The sequence below is a fragment of the Flavilitoribacter nigricans DSM 23189 = NBRC 102662 genome (assembly GCF_002646595.1).
Lineage (GTDB): Bacteria > Bacteroidota > Bacteroidia > Chitinophagales > Saprospiraceae > Flavilitoribacter > Flavilitoribacter nigricans.
In genome coordinates, this window is sequence record NZ_PDUD01000038.1 from 25741 (window position 1) to 49355 (window position 23615).

Annotated in this window: 16 protein-coding genes; 9 read left to right on the forward strand and 7 right to left on the reverse strand. The window is 52.8% G+C overall.

The features are described 5' to 3' along the window. Positions 1–34: 34 nt before the first annotated feature. Complete coding sequence (locus CRP01_RS30880; RefSeq protein WP_222845844.1) at positions 35–1477, reverse strand: sulfatase; 1443 nt, start codon at positions 1475–1477, stop codon at positions 35–37. A 478-nt stretch (positions 1478–1955) separates the two neighbouring features. On the opposite strand from CRP01_RS30880, the gene fumC reads away from it, so the two are divergent. The 4 genes from fumC (at position 1956) to CRP01_RS30900 (ending at position 9981) form a co-directional block, all read left to right on the forward strand. Then, positions 1956–3350, forward strand: a complete 1395-nt coding sequence (fumC, locus tag CRP01_RS30885; protein ID WP_099154014.1) for a class II fumarate hydratase — start codon at positions 1956–1958, stop codon at positions 3348–3350. A gap of 223 nt (positions 3351–3573) precedes the next feature. After that, positions 3574–4830, forward strand: a complete 1257-nt coding sequence (locus CRP01_RS30890) for a YCF48-related protein (protein WP_099153937.1) — start codon at positions 3574–3576, stop codon at positions 4828–4830. A gap of 191 nt (positions 4831–5021) precedes the next feature. Continuing rightward, a complete protein-coding gene (locus CRP01_RS30895) occupies positions 5022–7685 on the forward strand; it encodes a zinc-dependent metalloprotease (RefSeq protein WP_099153938.1) in 2664 nt (887 codons plus the stop codon). A gap of 538 nt (positions 7686–8223) precedes the next feature. Then, positions 8224–9981, forward strand: coding sequence for a zinc-dependent metalloprotease (locus CRP01_RS30900; RefSeq protein WP_099153939.1), 1758 nt, complete (start codon positions 8224–8226; stop codon positions 9979–9981). Between the two features lie 56 nt (positions 9982–10037). On the opposite strand, the gene CRP01_RS30905 is transcribed toward CRP01_RS30900, so the two are convergent. Then, positions 10038–10949 (reverse strand): anti-sigma factor, encoded by a 912-nt coding sequence (locus CRP01_RS30905; RefSeq protein ID WP_099153940.1) that lies wholly within the window; start codon positions 10947–10949, stop codon positions 10038–10040. 123 nt (positions 10950–11072) lie between these two features. Next, positions 11073–11645 (reverse strand): RNA polymerase sigma factor, encoded by a 573-nt coding sequence (locus tag CRP01_RS30910; RefSeq protein WP_099153941.1) that lies wholly within the window; start codon positions 11643–11645, stop codon positions 11073–11075. Positions 11646–11889: 244 nt separating this feature from the next. On the opposite strand from CRP01_RS30910, the gene CRP01_RS42525 reads away from it, so the two are divergent. Beyond that, positions 11890–12054, forward strand: coding sequence for a hypothetical protein (locus CRP01_RS42525; protein WP_170110613.1), 165 nt, complete (start codon positions 11890–11892; stop codon positions 12052–12054). A 158-nt stretch (positions 12055–12212) separates the two neighbouring features. On the opposite strand, the gene CRP01_RS30915 is transcribed toward CRP01_RS42525, so the two are convergent. After that, positions 12213–13640, reverse strand: a complete 1428-nt coding sequence (locus CRP01_RS30915) for a hypothetical protein (protein ID WP_099153942.1) — start codon at positions 13638–13640, stop codon at positions 12213–12215. Positions 13641–13804: 164 nt separating this feature from the next. Between CRP01_RS30915 and CRP01_RS30920 the strand changes: the two genes are divergently transcribed. Together CRP01_RS30920 and CRP01_RS30925 are read left to right on the forward strand one after the other, a co-directional pair. Further along, positions 13805–16633 (forward strand): ATP-binding protein, encoded by a 2829-nt coding sequence (locus CRP01_RS30920; RefSeq protein WP_143473600.1) that lies wholly within the window; start codon positions 13805–13807, stop codon positions 16631–16633. A gap of 481 nt (positions 16634–17114) precedes the next feature. Next, positions 17115–17459, forward strand: a complete 345-nt coding sequence (locus tag CRP01_RS30925; RefSeq protein WP_170110614.1) for a LytR/AlgR family response regulator transcription factor — start codon at positions 17115–17117, stop codon at positions 17457–17459. 468 nt (positions 17460–17927) lie between these two features. Here CRP01_RS30925 and CRP01_RS30930 read toward each other — a convergent pair whose 3' ends face one another. The 3 genes from CRP01_RS30930 to CRP01_RS30940 form a co-directional block, all read right to left on the reverse strand. After that, positions 17928–19508, reverse strand: coding sequence for a sulfatase family protein (locus CRP01_RS30930; protein ID WP_394337780.1), 1581 nt, complete (start codon positions 19506–19508; stop codon positions 17928–17930). 197 nt (positions 19509–19705) lie between these two features. Beyond that, on the reverse strand, positions 19706–21622 hold the full coding sequence (locus CRP01_RS30935; protein ID WP_099154015.1) for a CocE/NonD family hydrolase: 1917 nt from the start codon (positions 21620–21622) through the stop codon (positions 19706–19708). Positions 21623–21704: 82 nt separating this feature from the next. Next, positions 21705–22130, reverse strand: coding sequence for an SRPBCC family protein (locus tag CRP01_RS30940; protein ID WP_099153946.1), 426 nt, complete (start codon positions 22128–22130; stop codon positions 21705–21707). A 390-nt stretch (positions 22131–22520) separates the two neighbouring features. Here CRP01_RS30940 and CRP01_RS30945 point away from each other — a divergent pair, with 390 nt between their 5' ends. Continuing rightward, positions 22521–23003, forward strand: coding sequence for a YciE/YciF ferroxidase family protein (locus CRP01_RS30945; protein WP_099153947.1), 483 nt, complete (start codon positions 22521–22523; stop codon positions 23001–23003). Between the two features lie 77 nt (positions 23004–23080). Next, positions 23081–23530, forward strand: coding sequence for a ferritin-like domain-containing protein (locus CRP01_RS30950; RefSeq protein WP_099153948.1), 450 nt, complete (start codon positions 23081–23083; stop codon positions 23528–23530). Positions 23531–23615: the final 85 nt, after the last annotated feature.

Below are 23615 nucleotides of genomic sequence, written 5' to 3' on the forward strand. Positions count from 1 at the left end.
AATTCACACCCGGATTTTGCCTGCGGAGAATCCTCTATCGCCTGCCCTGCGGCCGAAAATCCGCATCGTAATCCGGATTGAGCTCCGTTGGTACCGGAGCCTGGGTACTTTCCCGCCAGGTCTGCATCATCTGGTGCAATTCGGCGGCTTTTTCCGGATTGGTGGCGGAAAGGTCGTTGGTTTCTCCGAGGTCGTCCTCCAGGTTGTACAGTTCCAGGGCGCCATCTTCGAAATATTCGTGCAGTTTCCAGTTGCCCAGGCGCATGACCGTGCCGGGGCGCGTCCGAAACAGCGAATCCCGGCTTTGGTCCTCGCCCTTGCGGTAAGCCTGCAGGTAGATCGGAAAGTGCCAGTACAGCGGTCGCTCGGCGATTGCATCGCCCTCCAGGATGTGGTCTTTCAGGCTGATCCCGTCCAGTAATTTATCCGCCGGTTTTTCCAGATCCAGCAGATCCAGCACGGTCGGATATACGTCCATCAGGGTAACCGGAGCATCGGACTTCCGGCCGCCTTCTACCCGACCGGGCCAGGTGACCATGAAGGGCACCCGGATACCGCCTTCGTAGTAGCTGCCCTTTCCGGCCCGCAAAGGCGATTGACGGGACAGATAAGAAATGCCGCCATTGTCCGAAGTGAAAATGATGATGGTATTTTCCTCCAGCTGCAGGCTCTTCAGGGTACGCATGATGAAGCCGATGCCTGAGTCCATGGTCTCGATCATGGCCGCGTAGTGCGGATTGCGGCCCTGACCGCCACTCATCTTCTTGCCCTCGTATTTATCGACCAGTCCCGGTTTGCCCTGCAGCGGCGTATGGATGGTGAAGTACGGCAGGTACAGGAAGAAGGGTTCTTCGCGGTGATTGCGGATGAAGTGTACCGCTTCCGAAGACAGCCGTTCCGTGAGGTACTCTCCTTCCGGTCCGTCCTTCAGATTGGGATTCTGGTACGGGCTGAAATAGGTTTTCGGGTGCCCGGCGTGCGTTCCCCCGACATTGATGTCAAAACCCTGCGTGGTCGGATCGTCCCCTACATGCCATTTCCCGATCGAACAGGTGGCATAGCCGTTGGATTGCAATACTTCGGCGAGGGTCAGTACTGAGTCCGCCAGGGTTTTGGTGTTGGGCGTTGGGATCAGCTTCCGCGTTTTCTTATTCCCCCGGTCCGAAGGGCTGACGGTGTAGATCCCGTGCCGGGGCGTATTTTGCCCGGACAGCAGACAGGCCCGACTGGGCGCACAATTGGCCGCACCGGCGTAGCCGTTGGTGAACACCAGACTGCGCTGGCTCAGAGAGTCCAGGTGGGGTGTTTCGTAGTAGGTGGATCCCATAAAGCCGACATCCCGCCAGCCCAGGTCATCGACTACTACCAGAATGATATTGGGCGGCCCGGAAGTAGCCGGAGTTTCCGCCGGATCGGCGCATTGGGAAAAGATCAGCAGGCAGAAAAGCAGGAGCAGGCCAGTGGTGGATCGATGCAAAATGGTATATTTTGGTATAAAAATCAGTTACTTTCGAATTGAGGCAAGATCGAAATTTTAGCCAAGACAACACAAACAATTCCCTTCTTTTTCCTTTCTACTGCTACGGTATCGATTCCGTTTCAATTATCCGGTGCTGCTGTTGATCGGGATCATGTCCATTTTCCCGCTCTTGGAGTAAAACAAGGTTGCGCTACCAAAAACGGACTGGTCCCAAATTTTCTCCCTGGGGAACGATTTCCGCCGATCGTTTGAAACACCGGGCCCCTTCGGGCGTTTATTTTTCGGGTACTATCACCAGAAAGTTCCCGTTTTCTTCGGAGCTATCTACCAAATCCGGTAGATTCGCGCTGCGAAAAACCGTATATTCCTATTCGACCTTTCCGAGCAAAAGGATGCAGTGGTTGAAACCTTTTATGCTTACGGCTCCAGTCCAGCCTGGCGGGTGGCGATCACTTCGGTCACAAAAAATAAAATTATGGCTTTTAGAAAAGAAAAAGACAGTATCGGTTATGTAGATGTACCGGCCGATAAGTACTGGGGCGCCCAGACCCAACGCTCATCCGAAAACTTCAAAATCGGCGGCCAGAAAATGCCCAAGGAGGTGATCCGCGCTTTCGCTATCCTGAAAAAGGCGGCCGCCCTGACTAATCACGATCTGGGTGTTTTGTCCCAGGATAAAGCCCAGCTCATTGCGAAAGTGTGCGATGAGATCCTGGCGGGTAAACTGGACGGAGAGTTCCCACTGGTCGTATGGCAAACCGGATCCGGTACCCAATCGAATATGAACGTCAACGAAGTCGTGGCCAACCGCGGACACGTACTGCAGGGCGGCGAGCTCACCGACGAAAAGAAGGTGCTGCACCCCAATGACGATGTCAATAAAAGCCAGTCTTCCAACGATACCTTCCCCACCGCCATGCACATTGCGGCCTATCAGATACTCGTAGAGACTACTATCCCCGGCATCGAAAAACTGCGGGATACCCTGGCCGCTAAATCCAAAGAACTGATGGAAGTGGTCAAGATCGGCCGCACACACTTCATGGACGCTACGCCACTGACGCTGGGTCAGGAGTTCAGCGGCTACGTCAGCCAGCTGGATCACGGGCTGCGCGCCATCAACAACACGCTGGCCCACCTGAGCGAACTGGCTCTGGGCGGTACAGCCGTAGGTACCGGTCTCAATACGCCGGAAGGTTATTCGGAGCAGGTAGCGGCCAAGATCGCCGAAATATCCGGTCTTCCTTTCGTGACTGCCGAGAACAAGTTTGAAGCCCTGGCGGCCCACGATGCCATTGTGGAAGCGCACGGCGCTCTGAAAACGGTAGCCTGTTCCCTGATGAAGATCGGCAACGATATCCGGATGTTGTCCAGCGGCCCGCGCAGCGGCATCGGAGAGATCATCATTCCGGCCAACGAACCGGGCTCTTCCATCATGCCCGGCAAGGTCAATCCGACGCAGTCCGAAGCGCTCACCATGGCCATGGCCCAGGTGGTCGGTAATGACGTTGCGATCAACGTGGGCGGCATGACCGGACATTTCGAGCTAAATGTATTCAAGCCGGTCATGATCTTTAATTTCCTGATGTCGGCCCGGCTAATCGGAGATGCCTGCGTCAGCTTCAACGACAACTGCGCCGTGGGTATCGAGCCCAACCGCAAACGCATCAAGGAACACCTGAATAACTCCCTGATGCTGGTAACGGCCCTGAATACCAAGATCGGTTACGACAATGCCGCCAAGATCGCCAAAAAGGCCTACGCGGATGATTCTACCCTCAAGGCAGCCGCCATTGAACTCGGGCTGCTCACTTCCGAAGAATTCGATGAATGGGTACGTCCGGAAGATATGATCGGCTCGCTGAAGTAAAACCTCGCTAACCGCAATCGGTCGGCTTTGACCGTCGGTTAGCCCCTTTCCGTCGCCTGTCGCTTACCGTTGGTCGGTAAGCGGCAAGCGACCACCCAACCCTTTCCCCACTCCCATTGGTCTAGCAGACGCAAGTCGGATAGTCAATCCGGCCTGGACACCCGAGGTGCAGGCCCGGTCTTGCTTTCCGTATTTCTATCAAATACCAATCAACCCATTTCAAATGTTCAACCCAAAGATCATCTTGCTGTTATCAGGCCTGTTTTTCACCCATTTTGCTATGGCTCAGTGGACCCCATTACCTACCAATACCAACGAAGACCTCTACGCTATCGATTTTCTGGACGCCATGCGCGGCGCAGCCGTCGGCAACAACAGTACCATCCTGCTCACCACCGATGGTGGTAGCAGCTGGACGGCCGCCAATACCGGCGAGATCAAGGAAGATTTCCGTTCGGTACTGATGGTCAGTGCCGATACCATCCTCGCCGGAGCCGGCACCATTTTTGAAGGTCGCCTGTACCGCAGTATCAATGGCGGTCAGGACTGGGAGGCGATCTTCGCAGTTCCCGAGATCGCTGCCGGCGGGGCCGGTACGGTCGGTTTCGACGATGAAACTGTCTACTATTCTCCCGATCACGGCGACACCTGGGACACAACCGATCTGGAGATCGGCAGCACCGTGCTGATGGAAGACCTGCAGTTTGCCCATCCCGATACCGGCTATCTGACCGGCAACGTTTCCGGCTTCACCACCTATTCCTTTTACGGATATCGCACCGTAGACGGTGGTGCCGGCTGGGCGCCGTTTTGGGTATTCGACCTGCCCAATAATAATGCTCATACCAGTTTCGCCGCGCCGCATCCGGATACCACTTTCCTCTTCAATAACCGCTTTGAAAATTACGTGCCGGCCAGTGAAAATCAGCTCGTACGGCTTACCGATTTCTATTTCGATGACGACCAGGAACGGAACAGCTGGCGGTTCACGGCCGAGATCGTAAATGACAATATGCCCGGCCTCATGATCAGTTCGCTTTTCCTCGACGGCAGCCGGGGTTTCGCCGGTAGTGCGGCGGGGGACCTTTACGAAACCATGGACGGTGGAGAAACCTGGACCACGGCTTACGATGGCGATACCAGTATCTTCGAGATCACGCTGGAGGAGTCTGAGGTCCTGTACGCTACGGGGGGTAACGGCCTGATCCTCAAGTACAGTCTGAGTACCGATACGCACGAGCCGGTACCGGTCGGTACCGTACGGGTATTCCCCAATCCGGTACGGGACCTGCTGAACTTACGCGATCTTCCCGGGTTTTCCGGCCGGCTTTCGCTGCACAGCCTGAACGGTCAATTTATTCGTTCCGTCGAATGGACGCCGGAAATGCCCGTTTTTGTTGGGGATCTGCCGGCCGGCGCTTACCTCCTACAGGTGCGTTCCGAAGGGGGGATCTACCAGGGCCGATTCATAAAACAATAAATCCGATCCAGCATCGTTTTATCGGTCTTGTTTGATAGGTAAACCGTCGCAATAAGTTTGGTGAATAATTAATCGTATAGGTTCTCAGATCATCCCTATATAATGCCCCGATTAATTTAGCTGAAACACCTATGTCCCTCCCCGGTCCACAAAAAGACGGTTAATGAGAACGACAAAACTGATGTTTGGAAATGACAGATTCCAAATCTACACTTTTATTACAGCTGGTAATAACAGTACTGGCATCCCTATGTTTTAATTCAACTTTTGCGCAACGTTCCGGTCCGGTCGTCGCACCGGATCCGGAAACTGCTCCGGCCTCCATTTCTTCCTGCGGTTTTACGCGGGCCTACGAACAAAAAATGCAACAGGAGCCTTTCCGGCTCCGCCAGGAGGCCATTGAAAAACTACTCTACAACAACGCCCGGGATATCCTGGAAAACCGCGGAGCGGGCCGGAGTAGCGCCGCCGAGGAGATCCTGACCATTCCGGTCGTGGTCCACATTGTGCACCTGGCATCCGAACCCAATCCGGGAGACGGACCTTCCAACCCGACCGACGAGCAGATCATCGCCGGTATCGAGCACCTGAACAAGGCGTACCGCAACATCGGTGCCTACGCCGGGAACGGTCGCCAGTCCCACGCCGCGCTGCAAAGTGTAGATGTGGGTATCGAGTTCTGCCTCGCCCAACGCGACATTAACGGCAATCCGAGCACGGGTATCCTGCGCTACGCCAATGATGGTTTTTCCAATATGGATATGGAGGCGGATGATCCGCAGATGCAGCAGTGGGTGGCCGATCAGTCCGGCAACGCCTATCCGGGTTCGGACTATGCGAATGTCTGGCTGGTCAATGAGATCTGTTCCTCGGGTAGCAGTTCCTGTAGTGTGGCGGGATATGCGTACTTTCCGGGCAACCACGGCAGCGTCAGTAACGGAGTGATCAATCGCGCCCGCTACTGGGGAAGTTCGGAGGACAACTCCAAGGTCCATATCCACGAGTTTGGGCACTATCTCAACCTCTACCATACCTTCCAGGGCAGTTGTTCCAACAACGATTGCCTGGCCGACGGGGACCGTGTTTGCGATACGCCGCCGGACGCTTCCACCTCCTACAATGCCTGCGGTTCGGATGTGAACAGCTGCTCCACCGATGCGGATAGTCCGAACAGCCCGTTCCAGACCGATGTCGGCGATCTCTACGAAAACTACATGGATTACAGTTCCAACAATTGCCAGAACACCTTCACTCAGGGGCAAAAGGAACGGATGCGGTCGGCGCTGCTCGGCGCCCGCGGCAGTCTGCTGAACTCGCAGGCCTGTATTCCCGTGGACGGCGCGGAAGCCGGACTCGTCAGTATCCTCTACCCTGCTCAAAGTTTGTGTTCAACTGATTTTGCACCCGTGGTGGAAGTGGAAAGTAACGGCAATCAGCCAATTACCAGTCTGGTACTGGGTGTTAGCCTGGACGGATTCCCCCAGCCGAATGTAAACTGGTCCGGTAATATCCAGCCCGATCAGACGGCCCGCATCACTCTGGACCAGATCGGATTCAGCGGTTCCGGTGTACATGAATTGAAGATCCAGATCCTGTCCTCCAATGGCGGGCCCGATCCATTTACCAATAACAATGTACAGGTCCAGCGCTTCCAGTACGCCGAACCGTTGACCAGCCTGCCGTTCTGCGTGGATCTGGAATCCGGGCAACTAACGCCGGACTGGGTGATCAGCAATCCGGACAACGGTGTAGGATTCGAGTCCTTCCCGATCAATACCTGCTCCGACGGAGGTAATTTTGTACTGGGGCTGCAGACCTGGGGGGCTTTCCCCAGCCAGACCACTACGGAGGATATCCTCACCCAGACCATCGACCTGAAGAACGCCAGCTCGGCGGCTTTTCAGTTCGACGTGGCCTACGCCACCTACTACTCCAATTTCAATACCGTCCTGGAAGTTGCCGTTTCTACGGATTGCGGACTGAATTACACGGACGTCTACAGTAAGACCGGTCGTGATCTGTCGACCGCCCAGCGGGTAGCCAGCGGGGCCAGTGACCTCAATGCTTTTTTCATCCCCTCCGATTGCAGTGAGTGGCGGTCCGAAAGTATTGCGCTGGACCAGTTTCTGGGGCAGAACATTCTGATCCGCATCCGGGCAAAAACGGCAGATCTGACCAATAGCACTTACGGATTCTACTGGGGTAACAATTTGTATCTGGATAATCTCTGCCTGTCGGGCACCAATTCCGGAGGCAACAATGGCGGTGGAAGTGATCCGAACGGAGGAGGCAACACGGGCACCGGCGACTGCACCTCCGAAGAACTCGAGCTCATCAACGGGACCATTACCTCCGGCAACTACGATAATGTCGGCATGATCTACGCGGGCGAAGCCGTAGCCAATAATGCGGACGTCACTTTCCGGGCTTCCGAGATGGTGGTGCTGCTGCCTGGTTTTAAAGTGGATCGCGGTACGCAATTCCAGGCGACGATCGGAGACTGTCAGACCGGAGCGATCGTGGAGGAAGAGCCCGTTGCCGAATCCGGACTTTTGGAGGATCGGGCGAACACCGCCGATCATTTAGGCGTTATGAATTTGAATATCGCACCTAACCCCTTTAGTGCTCAAACCCAAATAAGTTATCAATTACCGGAAAACGCCTCCTCGGCAGACCTGATGCTGCTCGATTTAAATGGTAAGCAGTTACGTAAATTCTCTCTTCCAAATTCCCAGGAAACCCATCAACAACAGTTATACCTGAACCGGGACGATCTCCCGGCCGGAATGTACTTTCTGATGTTGCGCTATCAGGGACGTCAGATCACCAAAAAACTCATGGTGGTTGGCGAATAAAGTCCCTTTCGATCGGATGCCGGGCTCGGCTTACCGGCTCCGCGTCCGATCGAAATTTTGCGTTTCGGAAAGCACTGCCTCACCCGGGAGGGCCAGATTGCAACCGTTTGCATAAGAAATAGGGCAAATTTTCCCGGAGGAGATCACAGAAGTGTAATAAACGGTCATTTTTTGCTTTTACTTGGCCATTTATTATCTCCGGGAGCAATGTTCGCGTATATTTGTTAGCTGAACCATACACTTAGATATTCATAGTCATTACTAAAGGTACGAACATTTTACCCCTTCCTAAACAGCACTTTTTACCTGGTGCTGGGTTTTGATACTTACCGATCAGAGCCTACCTCCTCATTTTGAACCGTGATGAGGATATGTTCCCTTATTCTACTATCTGCCATGCAGTAGCCCTGCATAGGTAACGCTTTTCAGTATTGAACTGGAATTGGAACGACAAAGAGTAATTACTCATCCTGCGGGATGGGTAATTAGGCTATTCCCCATTTTCTAAACCAAGCAAACACAAGAACAACACTTACACATGACAGCCAGATTTTTATCTCTGCTGATAGCCATTGTTATGCTATCTGCAGACCCTCTATGGGCTCAGCCCGTGGAGCCTACGCCTGTGGGTACTACCCCACATCCTTCCAATACCATCTCCGGGAACTGTGCCTTCGATCCCATCCACGAGCGCCAGCTGCGGGAACCGGCTTTTGCCACCCAGCAGGAATTAGTCGAACGAAAACTATACGAGCAAGTTCGTGAGATCGCCCGTGTGCGCAAACGGTCCCGTAGTACGGCGGCCGCCGTGCAGGAGATCCTGACCATTCCGGTGGTCATCCACGTGCTGCACCGGTCTTCCGAACCCAATCCGGGCGACGGGATCTCCAACCCAAAGGATGAACAGATCCTGGCGGGATTGAGCCACCTCAACCAGGCATTTCGCAATTCCGGAAATTTCCAGGCTAGCGGTCATAACGACCATCCGGCCGTACAAAGCGTAGACGTCGGCATCGAGTTCTGCCTGGCTCAAACCGACATTTACGGACAGCCGACCACCGGCATCCTGCGCTACGAAAGCGACGAATACTCGGAGCTCAATGCCGATCTGGAAGATCCGGAAATGCAGCAATGGACGGATATGCAGGACGGGCAGGCCTTTCCGGTAACCCACTACGCCCACGTCTGGCTGGTCAGCAAGATCTGCCGCGGCACAGGGACCGCTCAGGATCCCGTGAACTGCAACAACGGCGGATATGCGTACTACCCGGCCACCTACCAGCAGGTCCACAACGGGGTCGTATCACTCTCTTATCTGTGGGGTACCTCGGAAATGGGCTCCAAAAACCACATCCACGAATTCGGCCACTATCTCGGGCTCTACCACACCTTTCAGGGAGGCTGCCCCAACGGCGACTGCCTGCTGAACGGCGACCGGGTCTGCGATACGCCACCGGACAGCCGCACCAGCTTCGGAGCCTGCGGAGAACCGGACAACAGCTGTTTCACCGATGCCGATGATACCAGCGCCAATAATCCGTTCCAGACGGATCAGGATGACCTTTACGAGAACTACATGGACTATACCTCCAATACCTGTCAGAATACCTTTACCCAGGGCCAGGCGGACCGCATGCGATCCGCGTTGACGGAAGTCCGCAGTCAATTGCTGACCTCACCGGGTTGTCAGGCCGACGGGGTCACTTCTCCCAATCCCAACGGAAGTGATCCCGGAGGATGCACGGAAGAAGAACTGATGCTGATGGACCAGGAGATCATGTCCGGCGTCTACGAAAACGCGGAGACCATTTTTGCTTCCGGTTCCGTTACTACGGGCGGGCAGGTGGTGTTACACGCCTCCCAGGGGATCAGCTTCCTGCCGGGTTTTTCCGCCGGTAAGGGCAGCAGTATGATCGCCTCCCTGCAAAACTGCTCCGCCGGAAGCAATGCGACCACTACCGGGCAGGATGAAGCTGGATACGCGGCGCGTACGCTTACGGATCAACAACTTGCTCCGGCGCCGGAACACGCCCCCGTCGATCTGCAGATCGCCCCCAATCCGGTAGTGCAGGAAAGTACCGTGCGATACTACCTGCCCGAGTCGGCAGAGATCGTGAGTCTGAGTCTACTGGATGTGAACGGCCGGGAAATGCGCCGCCTGGATCAACCCGGTCAGCACACCGGAGGCTGGCAGGAAAGCAAACTCTCCGCGCAGGGTCTTCCCGCCGGAATGTATTTTGTGATGTTAAGAGTAGATGCGGAATTGGTGAGCCGACAGGTCATGGTCGTAAGATAAACGATGGAGGAGACGGGCCGGAGGCAATTACCCCCGGCGCTCGTCTCCCCTATTTTTTATTCTACCCGTACTTTACCGACCCAGAGCGCGATGCTGCTGTCACCGGTAGTGATCACCCCGTAATACAGGGCCGGAGATAAGTTCGTTTCGCCGGTATACGCGGCTATGTAGTCCTTCGGTCCGGCGAAGGCCTGCGGAACATTCTCCTTCACTTCGGAGAAAGTCATTTTTCCGCGGAGCAGACGGTTATCCGGATATTGGTTCGAATAGAGATTCAGGTAAAAACCCTCCTCAACCGACCGGGAAGTAGTCAGTTTACCACTAAAGGTAATGAAGCCCGGATTGTACGTAAGATCGCCTTCGGTGAAGGAGTAACGCCGGGAAGGCGGCTCATCGGAAATGAGCAGTTCCAGCTCCCGGTTGGTGCCGTAGGCATCGGGCCGGGCAGCAGCACCCTGCGTGGCCGGCGTGGCCGCACTGGCGGCCGGTTCTTCAGCGGGCGTTTCCTCTTCCGTTCCCGCTTCGGATAAAGCAGTATTGGTCTCAGCATCCGTCGTTGCCGGATCTTCCTCCGCGGGAGGGTCCTCCGTAGACAGGGTACTGACCGTCTCATCCTCCATGGTCAGCAGGTACCAGGTAACCCCGCCGCCGATGACCAGGAAGAAAGCCAGGCCCCACATCCAGAAGGGTAAGCCGCCGGTACTTCCTCCGGTGCCGTTGGGCGATTGGGGTTGATCGCCGGCATCCAGATCCGATTCGGGAAAATCTTTAGCAATAGCATCCAGGGTGGTTCGGAGCGCCATCTTGGGCTGATCGCCCAATTGATTCTGGAGGCTGCGGTGCAGGGCCACTTCCCTGGCCAGGGACTGATCGGTAGTGAGTTCCCGCTCGAAAGCGGCTAACTCCTCACCAGTCAGCTCACCCTCCAGGTAAGCCTCAATGGTCTCATATAATTGTTCCTTTTCCATCCTATAATCTTTTAGGGACTAAAGCAGATAAAAGCTTGGTGTGTAGACAAAAGAAAATGATAATGGTCGTCGTCAGATACTAGTTCGTATTCTTGCCAGCGGGAGGGAAATGACAAAGTCAATTTAACCGGTCTTATGTGCGAGTTCTTCGAAGCGTTCGTCCTCTTTAACGAAGCGAACCAGTTGTTCCTTGCATACGAACTTTCTTTTCTTGGTGTAATTAACACTTCCGTAGCCCATCAATGAAGTGATCTCCTCCATCTTGGTCTTTTCAAAAAACAGTCGCATAAGCCGCTGACAATCATCTCCGAGTTTTTTAAATGCATCCCAGAAGAGGCGGTTTTCCTCGGCCTGGAAGATCAATTCCTCGGTATCCGTGTCGCTTTTGTATTTGGCATCGTCGGGTATAGTTACCTCGGTACGCGACTTTTTTTGTAGACGATTGCCCCAAATATTTCGACAAACGCCAAAAAGAAAGGTATAGAATCCACTGGTAAGTTCGAAATCGGGTTGGCGGGCCTTTTCGTACAACACGATGATGGCGTCCTGAAAAACGTCTTTGGCATCATCGAAACTTCCACCTTTATTCATTATGTGTCTGGCCACCCTTGGTAAGAATTCCTGATAAATGGATCGCAGCCCCGCTGCGTCACCACTTCGCACAATGGAGAGAAAGTCAGGTTGGGTACTATTCATACGCTAATATTATTGGGCATGTTTCTATGGATGAAGTTACTAGATTTTTTCCTAATCGGGGGTAACCTTTCCCAAGACCTTCAAATCTAGATGGTGAAGGTTGACAAAGAGGCTGGCGGTAGACAGCCGGGATAGCTTCCCAATTTACTCACCTTCAATCAACTACCGATTACCATCATTTTCCATTTATCAACCCAGGACTGTCTTGAGTCGTTCGAGACAGCCCCTAAAAACCTTTTGCCTGATGAAAACCCAGATCAGCATCACTACCCCCAAAACCTCACTGAAGGACTTTCAAAATGCCAAAATTAAAAAAGGACAACTCATCCGTATCAAAGGTGGAGACGGCGATACGCCCCCCGATGACGGTGACGGGGTGATCGGTATCGAGGATATCGTGATTCCGTAACTTCCGCGCATATCCTGATACGGACCAGTGGCAGATCGGCCCCGCGATTTACCCCGATATCGGTGCCGTTCTGTTTTAAAGATAAAGATCCGTAAAGGTCCAAATAGTTGCGGGCCTGGTTTTTAAAACCGGGCCCGTAGTCATTTTTCACCTATCCTTTAAGCGTTGAGCTTTTCCAGCAGCCATTCCTTGTTGGGAATAAGTTCGATCTGTAGTATCTTGTTTTTGAGATCCTCCCGTTCTGCCTGATTGGAGGGCATCATATTCACCTTCACGACTGCTTTTAACTGCCGGATGAAAGCCAGGTAGGATTCCCGCTGGATGCCGCTCAACTGCGTATTGCGGCGCAAAAACTTATCGAACGCATCGATGCGCGCCTGGAGCAGATCGAAAAAGCTGTCGTCCGTCACAAAGGATTCGTACAGCGCCCGCAGCAGAATGAGTTTTGCCCGGAGTTGGTAAAAGATCGAATCGAAACGCGCATTGCCGATCAGATCGTCGATCCGGGTATAGGCCTTTTTCAGGAACAGCAGATTGGCCATAGCCAGATTTTCGGCATCACTCCGCACCTTCTCATCCAGATCCTGCGAATGCTCTTTGATGAAGCGCTCCACTTTATCCAGTAGGCCGAACTTACCCCCCAGAAACACAATGTTGGTGTAGGAACTGTCCGTCAACTTGCCGTTCTCGAACAACAGCTTATGCTGCAGACCGAACCAGTACAGATCGAATGCTTCCCGCAGCAGATCCGTTTTGCCCTGGTTGCCGTTCCGGATGGCGTAATTCAGCAACTGGAACAGAATAACCTGCCGGTCGTTGAACCCCAGCGCTTCCATACTTTCCAGGAACATTTTTTTCAGGGCGTAAAACTGTTCCTCCGCTTCGGTCTCATTGAGGTGATACAGCAGCGCGTGAAAATGGATAACCGAATTGGCTCCACGGTCTGCTCCGGACACCTTCAATACCTCATCCACAAACTGCATCGGGATCTTTTGGCGGACTACTTTCCGGCGGGCCTGCACCTCGTTGGCCAGTCGCAGTTTATTGGCCATAAAGTAATGATCCATGTTTTCCAGGATCGCTACCAGGCTTTCCTCTCCGTTTTTCACCTTGTCCGTTGCCGGATGAAAATAGTATTGTTCCTCCAGGTTCAACAACTCCCAGTAGGTATTCACATCCCGGTAAGGCCGATCGCTGATCTCCCGGATCAATTCCCGGTTCTTACCGGCAAAGGTTTCGTAGGATCCTCTTTTTTCCAGGGATTCGACCAGCAATTTCTTGCGGGTAAGCGGTTCATCCCGGACGTGCAGTTGCACCAGGAAGTTTTCGAGATGTCCGAAAAATTCGTGCAGCAGATTCCGCATCTTCTTATCGTTATACGTCTCTTCCGGGAACAGGCGGGAAAAGGCCTTGCGCCGATCCACCGCCGGATGATCGAAATCCGGATAATACTTGCGGATATATTCGTACAGGGCGACCAGAGACGGACTGTAATTGAAGAAAGGAGATCGCAAGTATTTATGGAGTAGCCTGAACTCTTTGGGCTCCAGATTCTTAAGCAGTCCGATAATTTTACTATCTTGCATGAGTAGTTTGAAAAATGGCTTTGGTATAAAACTACTATCAAATCTCCGTCCCTCCAATTATTGTCCGCTAAGTATTTTGAACCAGGCCGAATATTAAGCATCACATTTGCATAAAGTCCTTTCCCTAGGCATTAAGACCATATTCTGAGCGCAATTCTAACAATTTGAAGAACGTCATGTTGTTCCGGCTGACCCTGGTATTAACACTGTGGGCCCAGTTGGTAAGAAGTGAAGTGTATCCCGTTCTACACCCGGATCCTCAGCTTATTTCCAATGAAGTTTGGGTAATGCCTGAGGATAAACAGCCGTTATCACCCGCGCAGGTAACGGGCAGGGACGACTTCGTTCCGCTTTCGGCCTTCCGCGACAGCCTGCGCGGACAGGAATACTACTGGCTTAAATTCGATATCACCAATCAGGTACCGGACCGGCGTCTGGAAGAATGGGTTCTCCGGCTAACCATCTCCATCAGTCGGGCCGAGGTATTTGTCCTGGACGGGCAATCGGTGGTTGATACCTTCCTGACCGGCTTTTTTATCCCCGTTGAACAACGAGATTTTGCGCCCATCCTTAAGGCTAATCTTGTCAAATTTGATCTCCCTCCGGGAAGCAGCCGTACTATGCTGATCCGTTTGCGCAGTGACCGTAGTTCCGTACCGCCGGATCCGGAACTGCGTCTGGAATCCGCCGTGAGCTTTTTTCACGCGCTGCAGCAAAAGAAACAATCCAATGCGCTTTTCCTCGGCTTTTGCCTGATGATGCTGATCTATACCCTGATCCTGAATGTGTATTCCGGGGATCGAACCTATGCCCACTACGCCGTTTATTTGGTCAGTATCGGGATCTACGTGGCCTACGCAAACGGCGATATCCACGATCTGGTGATCCCGACCCTGATCCCCGATCATCCGGAATATGTTTACCTGGTCAAATTGAGCCTCTACGGCGCGTTGGTCGGCTACATGAGTTTCTTCCGGTCGTTCCTCGATCTGCAGCAACTCCTCCCCTTCTGGGACCGTTTCTTTCGTCTGCTCAGCTGGCTGGCGCTGCCGGTACTGCTGCTGGACCTGTATCTGATCATCAGCACTGATTTTAGTTATCTCGTGTCGGACCGGGTGACCCTTCCCTACATTTTTGCCTTCGTCGGGACCAGCCTGGTGTTTACCTTCTTTCTGTACCGGACCCGCGACCGGAAAGGATATTTCGTAGTGGCCGGTCTGATCTTTATGGGCCTCGGCATTCTGATCACCGCTATCGACCGGCTGCAGAACGTCGATTTTTCGATCCGCAGTTTCGAGATCGGGGCGACCTTTGAGCTGGTGGTCTTTTCCATCGGCCTGGCCTACCGGCAGGCTGTGATCCGCCGGGAAAAACAGCGGGCCCAATTTGAGTTGGAAAAAAGTCAGCTCATCCAGGAACAGGAACACGCCGAAGTGGAAAGGCAACGGGAACTGCACCATTTAAAAAGCGAACTGTACACCAATATCACCCACGAACTGCGCACGCCCCTGACGGTGATCAAGGGCATGAGCGACCAGATCCGCGGGCACGAACGGGAAAAAGAACTGATCAACCGGAATATACACAGTCTGTTGCGTCTGGTTAATCACGTCATGGACCTCTCCCACCTGGAGGCCGGCAAGATGGAATTACAGCTGGTACAGGCCGACGTCATTCATTTTGCACGCTACCTCTCCGAGTCCTTTGACTCCAGTGCGGAAAGTAAAAATATCGACCTGATCTTTCAAACGATCCCGGATCAGTTGTTGATGGATTTTGACAGTGAAAAACTGCAGCAGATCATTTACAATCTGCTGTCCAATGCCATTAAGTTTACGCCCGAAGGCGGTAGCATCCAATTCAGCATCAGCACCCGGGAACAGGAAGCAGATAACTGGCTCGTGCTGAAAGTAGCTGATACCGGCCGGGGGATCCCCAGGGATGAGTTGCCCCATATTTTTGATCGTTTTTACCAGTCTCAGATCCATTACCACCAGCAATACGGCGGCAGCGGCATTGGCCTGGCCCTGACCAAACAGTTGGTTCACCTCATGGACGGACGGATCGAAGTGACCAGCACTCCCGGAAAAGGCACCACCTTTCGGGTAATTCTACCGATACGCCGGGAGGCCGCCCGGGAAACACCCGACCGGATCGATCTTTCAGGGAAAGCGACAGCAGTAACACCGGAGATCAATCGAGCAAAAGGCCGGGAGGAACTGCCCCAGATCCTCATCGTAGAGGACAATAAGGATGTGATCACGTATTTGCAGACCTGCCTGGAGGGGCGTTACCAGATCACGAAGGCATCCAACGGTAAAAAGGGCCTCGAATTAGCCCTGTCGAGCATCCCTGATCTGATCATCAGTGACGTCATGATGCCCGAAATGAACGGTTACGATCTCTGCCAGCAACTGAAATCCGATCACCGGTCCAGTCATATCCCAATCATCATCCTTACCGCTAAAGCCGATCGGGAATTCCGGCTGGACGGGCTGAACCGGGGAGCAGACGTATACCTCACCAAACCTTTTGACGAACAGGAATTGCTGATCCGGATCGAGCAGTTGCTGGAATCGCGTAAAAATCTGCAACAACACTTTTTACGCTCGGGCTTACTGGATCAGGTCCAGTCCCCTGCGGAGGAAAACGAGGAAGCTTTGTTCCTCAGCCGACTGAAGGGAACGGTGATGGAGCAAATTGATAATACGGAACTGAATGTGCAGGATCTCGCAGCCGCTGTGCATTTGGGACATTCCCAGCTGTACCGAAAACTAAAAGCACTGACCGGGCTGACGCCGCTGCAGTTCCTGAAAAAGATCAGACTGGACCGGGCTTCGGGCTTGCTTTCCACGGAAGGCCTGTCTGTAGCCGAAGTGGCCTATGCCGTCGGCTTCAGTGATCCAAACTATTTTTCCCGGGCGTTTCAGCAGTACTTTGGCCACCCTCCCCGGGAGCATTCCCGCCATCTCCGCCGGAATGGTCTCCCTTAGTCAGCTGTGCCGGAAAAAGTTCTGCACAATTTGAAAACACCTGACCGTAAAACCCGAAAGTTCCGGGCTTTTTATTAAATTGTAAGCCTCTTCCGGGTATAAAAATTAGCCGGATGCAAAATTTATCCAGTAGTATGCAAAATTTGTCCAGATGATTGCCCGGAGGATTTCCCACTTTTGTCAGGGTTGTTCTTTGAAAACTCTGACAAAAGATCGTTTCTAACCCAAACGACGAGTTATGAACCCAAACCTCCTCTGCATGAAACAAAACTACTTTTTCTAAAATTAAGATTCTTTTTAAAGGTCCCCCCTCTTTTTTTCTCAATTTTTATCCAGACAACACTCCCTATTTAAAACACTATTAATCAAACACTTAGGAAATCAATCGGGTATTTTTTTTCAGACAAGATGCTTTATTTGTCCATGAAAAAGGGTCAAGTATGGAATATCTTGCAGGTGTTATGAAAAGAAAATGAATACCATGCCTCCTCAGATCAACTATCCGGAAATTCTGCTAACGGTTGCCGGTGAACAGATCTTTGTTCAAATCGAGGAGATCATGTATCTGGAAGCAAAAGGTAGTTATACCGATATCTACCTGGCTGACGGGCAAAAATGCAGGATCAGCAAGAAATTAAAGCTGGCCCTGAAGATCCTGAACGCAGATTATTTTGTCCGTATTCATCATTCATACGCTCTGAATTTGAAATATCTGGCTGGTTTCTGTAATGGCGACAGCGCGAGTGTAAAACTTAAAGACGGCTCACAATTACCCCTGAGCCGAAGCCGAAAAACGGATTTTTTAAGTTTTTTTAAGCGCCTCTAGGTAACCTTTTTATCGCCTCCCAAATAAACAGATCAAACACCAGTAAAGAAATAGGGACTGTTGAAATCGAAACGGTAAGTCGTTTCGAGACATTTTACAAAGTAGGGGGACGACTTTTTACAGGGGAATGGTCCTCCTGCTTTTTTTTCAACTTTATCCGCACAACAACTTCAGTAATCGGAACATACAATCCACCCCATCCGAACCCCACCTCAGTCAACACAGCACCCAAGCAATTCACAGCACCCATCCGCCACCACGGATGGGTTAAACTACTTTTTGCTATGCGGATCACGATCCGCCCGGGCCTGCATCTGCGCACCCCGGATCATCCACACTTTCGGAAATAAACGAGGAGTGGCCTCCATACGGAGATCACCACTCCTCACCCGGTTTTACTTCTTCCGTTGACTTTCCATCAACCATGGCTCCCTGGCCCCTTCCTGGCCGGGGAGTTGTTTTTTTAGCCTACATCAGATCCACGGCGTAGGTTTCCTGTAGATCATCGATCCGCAATTTGAGGTCCGTCACTACCGATTCGTAGGCCGGCTCTCCGTAAAGGTTATTCATTTCGTGGGGATCTTCCCGGAGGTCGTACAACTCCCAGGTATCGATATCGCCGTAGAAATGGATGAGCTTATAGCGGTCGGTCCGCACGCCGTAATGCTTCTTCACACCGTGTTCATTCGGGTATTCGTAGTAGTGGTAATAGATGGCCTGCCGCCACTCGGTTGAGTCGCCCTGCAGCAGCGGGATCAGCGATTTTCCCTGCATGTCTTCCGGTACGTCCAGTCCGGCCAGGTCCATAAAGGTGGGCGCGTAGTCGATATTCTGAACCAGCGCCGGGCTTTTACCACTGATATTCAGGCTCTGGGGGAAACGCATTGCCAGCGGGGTGCGCAGGGATTCCTCGTACATGTAGCGTTTGTCAAACCAGCCGTGCTCTCCCAGGTAAAATCCCTGGTCCGAAGTGTAGACCACCAGCGTGTTTTCGGCCAGTCCGTTGTCATCCAGATAATCCAGCAGTCGACCGACATTGTTATCCACCGAGCGCACGCACTTCAGATAATCCTGCATGTAGCGCTGGTATTTCCAGAGCGCCAGGTCTTTTCCTTCCAGTTTTGCTGCCATAAAATCCTTGATGACCGGGTCGTAGAAGGCGTCCCAGGCGGCCCGCTGTTCGTCGTTCATACGTCCGTACATGCGCTCGTAGGCCGCGCGGTAGCGGGTCTTGAACTCACCTTCCTTATCCAGCATCTTCAGGTCATAGACAATGTCCATGTCCTTAAACACCCCCATTTCGTGGTAGGTGGCCGCTTCCCGGCCTTCGTAGGCGTCGAAGTAATTGTCCGGCACGGGGAATTCCACCCCGGCAAAATCATTCAGCAGTGCGGTGTCCGGCATCCAGATGCGGTGGGTCGCCTTGTGGTGCACCAGCAGACAGAAGGGTTTGTTGGGATCCCGCTTGTCCAGCCAGTTGATGCTTTTATCCGTGATCACATCCGTGACGTAACCCGCAGACTGTTTGCGTTCTCCGTTCTCAATAAAATCCGAATTGTAATAATTGCCCTGTCCGATGAGCCGCTCGTAGTGATCAAAACCGGTGGGTTCGCTCCGCAGGTGCCATTTTCCGACCAGAGCGGTCTGATAGCCGGCAGCCTGCAGATATTTCGGGAAAGTAGCCTGCGAACTGTCGAAGCGCACTCGGTTGTCGATCTGTCCGTTGAGGTGGCTGTGTTTACCGGTCAGCAACACCGCCCGGCTGGGCGCACAAATGGAATTGGTCACAAAGCTATTGGTGAACAACACGCCTTCCTCCGCGATGCGATCCAGATTCGGCGTCTGGATGTACCGGTCATCGTAGGCGCTCATCGCCTGGTAACCGTGGTCATCCGTCATGATGAACACGATGTTCGGCCGGGCGGGCGGGTTGCCGTCCGTTTCTTCAGCCTCCGGCGCACAGGCTGCGAACCCGAACAGACCGATGAGCCCATACAGGAGGTAAGGCAGATTTATGTGCTGCCGGGCCCGGGCCCGGAGTTTTTCCAGTTTAGGTGCAGATACAATAGTCATAATCAATTGGTGCCGGCGAGCTGCCGGATTAAATTTTATAAAACGTTTTGAAAGCTCTTATCCTGTCGGATGGCTACACTACAAATGGCAATGGCAATGGCAATAGCAATTTCAATGGCAATGGCAATGGCAATGGCAATAGCAATAGCCATCGAAAGCATAAACCTTCCGGATCAGTCCCGCCGGCTGGAAGTCGGGGAAGCTGCACTCGATTGTACGATCGGCAGACGGATCTGCGTAGGATGGTCCGCCGAATGATGGATCGTATTGTGAGCGATCACGCCCTTGGATTCATCGTAATTATTGCCGCCCGTATTCAGGTTTCGCTCGAAACGCGGAAAATTACTACTGGAGATCTCGACGCGGATGCGGTGCCCCTTGGCAAAGTAATTGCTGGTCGACATCGGCGTCATTTCCAGTTTGTACACTTCGCCGTCTTTCATAAAAACTTCCTGATCGTAGCCTTCGCGGTAGCGGGCCCGCTGGATGGTCTCATCCAGATTGTAGGCCGTTCCGTCGGGATAGACGTCAATAATCTTGATGGTGAAATCCGTGTCTTTGGCATCGGAAGAAACGTAGAGCGTGCTCTCAATGAATCCGCTCACCTCGATCCCTTCTTCGAGCGGCTCGCTGGTATAGACCAGGATATCGTGCCGGGTCTCCATGACCTGCTGATCAAAAGCACCGCCCTGGACGGCGTTGCCCGTGCAACAGACGTTACCGCCGTAAGACGGTACCGGATTCATGGGATCGTAGGCAAATTTATCCGGCTTGCTGCCTTTGGTAGGTTGCAGGCTCAGCCGGCCGTCACCGTAGAGGCTGTTGGCCTGGCCTCCGCTACTGAAATAATAGGTCGTCATCTTGGCCGATTCGGGCGGCCAGGTGTCCGCGTGTTGCCATTTATTGCTGCCCATGGTATAGTACTGCACCTTGGGCGTTTCCTCCAGGAAACCGTTCTTCTCGCCCTTCAGCCAGTAGTCGAACCAGGCGTAGATCTGTTCGTCGTAATTGAGGCGGGCATCTCCCACACTGCGTTCGCCGACAATGGTATTTTCCGTAGCCCGCGTATACGCGCAGTGCAGCGTAGGCGCGATCACCAGGTACTGGTTGTTGGCCACTTCGGGATCCTTGGCATTATTGCGCACGTGGTTATAGAGTTCCAGGTTGGGACCGGTAGAGACATCGTACCAGGAAGCGAACCAGAAGCTGGGTACGCCGAAGGGCATATCGTCGTGGTACAATCCTCCCTTGTACCAAGCCGGGTCGTTGGGTTTGCGGCGGATCATATCGAAATAGATGCCCTTGGAACCGTGCTGGTTCTTGATGATGTCCTGCACGGGCAGGTGGGCCAGTCCTTCGGACCAGTCGACCCGCGGCATTTCCGGAGCCAGATCAAAGAAACGGGAGATCCGGATCAGGTCTTCCTGGGTAGCGCCTTCCGGAATGCGGGGCCGGAACTCATCGTTCTGTACGCCGTACAGCCAGGCGGTAAATAACATCTGCTGGGCACCGCCGCGGTACCAGTTGCCCTGTTCGTGGAAACGGCCTACGCGACCGACTCCGGCTCCGTAACCTTGCGGTACCATGGCCGCGTGGGCGGGATGATCGAGGGCCGCAACCGCCATCTGCCATTCGGCGGTGGAGGAGCACCCAAGCGTGGCGATCTTACCGTTGGACCATTCCTGGTTTTTCATCCAGCTGAACGCATCGTAGCCGTCCGTTGTGGGTGGCCCGAGGATGTCCCATTTGCCTTCCGAGAAATAGCGGCCCCGTTCGTTCTGTACCACATAGGCATATCCGCGCTTCACGGCCTCGATGGCGCGCTGGTAAGTGCGGGTCCGTTCTTCTCCGTCGCCCCAGGAATTGAAATTGTAAGGTGTTTTGGAAAAGATAATGGGTACGGGCTGGTCCGTTTTGGGCCGGTAGATATCCGTGGCCAGTCGGATCCCGTCGCGCATGGGCATCATGACCTTCTGATCGATAATAGCGATGGCCTCCAGTTGTTCGCGGATGTTGTCCTGTGCGCCGAGAAATACCTGACTGCTGAGCAGCAGGGTGAGTAGTAGGATAATTTGGCGATAGTTAGGCATTTTCATTGAAATGTTTTGATGTTTTGACGTTTTGACGTGTGAAAGTGTTGATGTGTTAATGTGTTGGGGTGAAGTTTTGTGTTTATTCGCGGTTTTCGAAGGGAACGATGATACCTTTTTCAACATATTGCTTCAGCCCCTGCAGGAGGATTGCCCAGCAATAGGAAGAGCGACGAAAATGGTGGTTGCAGGCCGGCCAGTCTTTGTGCCAGAATTGGAGCTGCACTCCGGCTCCTGCCGGTTCCAGATCGAAACCGAAAGCAGTCGGATCCCAGTCTTCATCGGATCGGGTCATTTTGATGTGGAAAGCCCGGTCGGGCGTACACTTGATCACCTCACCGTACCAATCGTATTCCGGAGTAAAGTAAAAATTGTATTCGGCTTCCGGTTGCGGTTTACCGCTACAGCGGAGCGGCCACCAATTGACCAGATGATCCGGGGAAGTGACGGCGTCGTATACAGCCGGTGCAGATGCTTCGATCCAAAGGTCGTGATAAATCGCATACATAACAGTAAATTTTGGTGATTTATAATTTTTCCTCACCTGCTGTATATCCGCAATTTAAGAATAATTCGGGTACCCTGGAAACCGGCTCTAAAGCCCCGTACCGCCTGGTCCGGGAGTGATCTAAATGCGAGATTGCGCCAAACTTTAACGTATTCCCGGGTATGAAATAAAGCATAAAAACAAACACGACGCTCCGTATTGAGGTATATAGAGAGACGAAAAAATATTCTGCAGAACTATTCCTTTCGTAAATACCGGAGACCGATAATGCTGCCGACCGGCTGTTTGGACGGGTTTGCCCGCACCATTTCTACCCGGTGACGTACTGTCGTCTGCTCCGGTTTTCCCGCCCCAATTGAAATACCCTTACTAATTTCAATTAAAATCTTTATGAAAAACTTACAGGAGTTGTTCGTCCATGAGATCAAGGACTTATACTCAGCTGAAAAACAGCTTATCGAAGCTTTACCGAAAATGGTAAAAACCGCCAGTGATTCCAAACTCAAAAAGGCATTTTCCCGCCATCTGGATGAGACCAAACAGCAATTCGCTACCCTGAAAGATATCTGCGATCAGATGGATATCAATCCCGGCAATACGAAATGCGACGCCATGGAGGGACTGATCAAGGAGTGTGAAGGCCTGATCAGCGAAGATGCGAAAGCAGCCGTTAAGGATGCCGGTCTCATTGCGTGCGCTCAGCGTATCGAACACTATGAGATCTCCGGTTACGGTACTTCCGTGCAATACGCCAAGACCCTGGGTCACGAAAAGATCGCGGTCATGCTGGACGAGATCCTCGATCAGGAAAGCAACTGCAACGAAGAACTGAACGATCTCGCAGTATACGGGATCAACAAAAAAGCAGTGTAATCCGTATTACGCTGCCATAAACCATCATTGAGAGCCCCATCAAATTCAACCATTCTTTAACCAAATAATTTTTTCCTATGCAAAACCACAATGAGATCATCGAAGAACTCAATGATGTAATCGAAAAGAACCACGACGCCGTACGCGGCTACCGGAAAGCGGCCGAAAACGTTCGCGAAAGCCGGCTGATTAGTTTTTTCAATCATCAGGTCACCGAACGTGAAGGCTTCATCCGCGAATTGCAGAATGAAGTGAGAAACCTGGGCGGCACGCCCAAAGCGGAAGGTACCTTCAAAGGTACTATGCACCGCGCTTGGATCGACTTCAAAACGGCACTGTCCTTTGATAAGGAAGAGTCCGTCCTGGAAACCTGCATCACCGGTGAGAGAAACTGCATCAATGAGTATGATGACATTCTGGAAGAAAGTGGCCTGCCCGAATCAACCCGCAGCCTGCTGACCAGACAGAAAAACGCCGTACAGGCAGCACTCCGTCAGGTAGAGGCTAAAGAAGAATTCAGAGATTAGTCTCCTGGCCGGGAGGAAACCCATTAGTCTTCCCTAAACGATAAGGCAACTGAGGTTGCTTTTAGCCACGGACCGCACAAGCTTC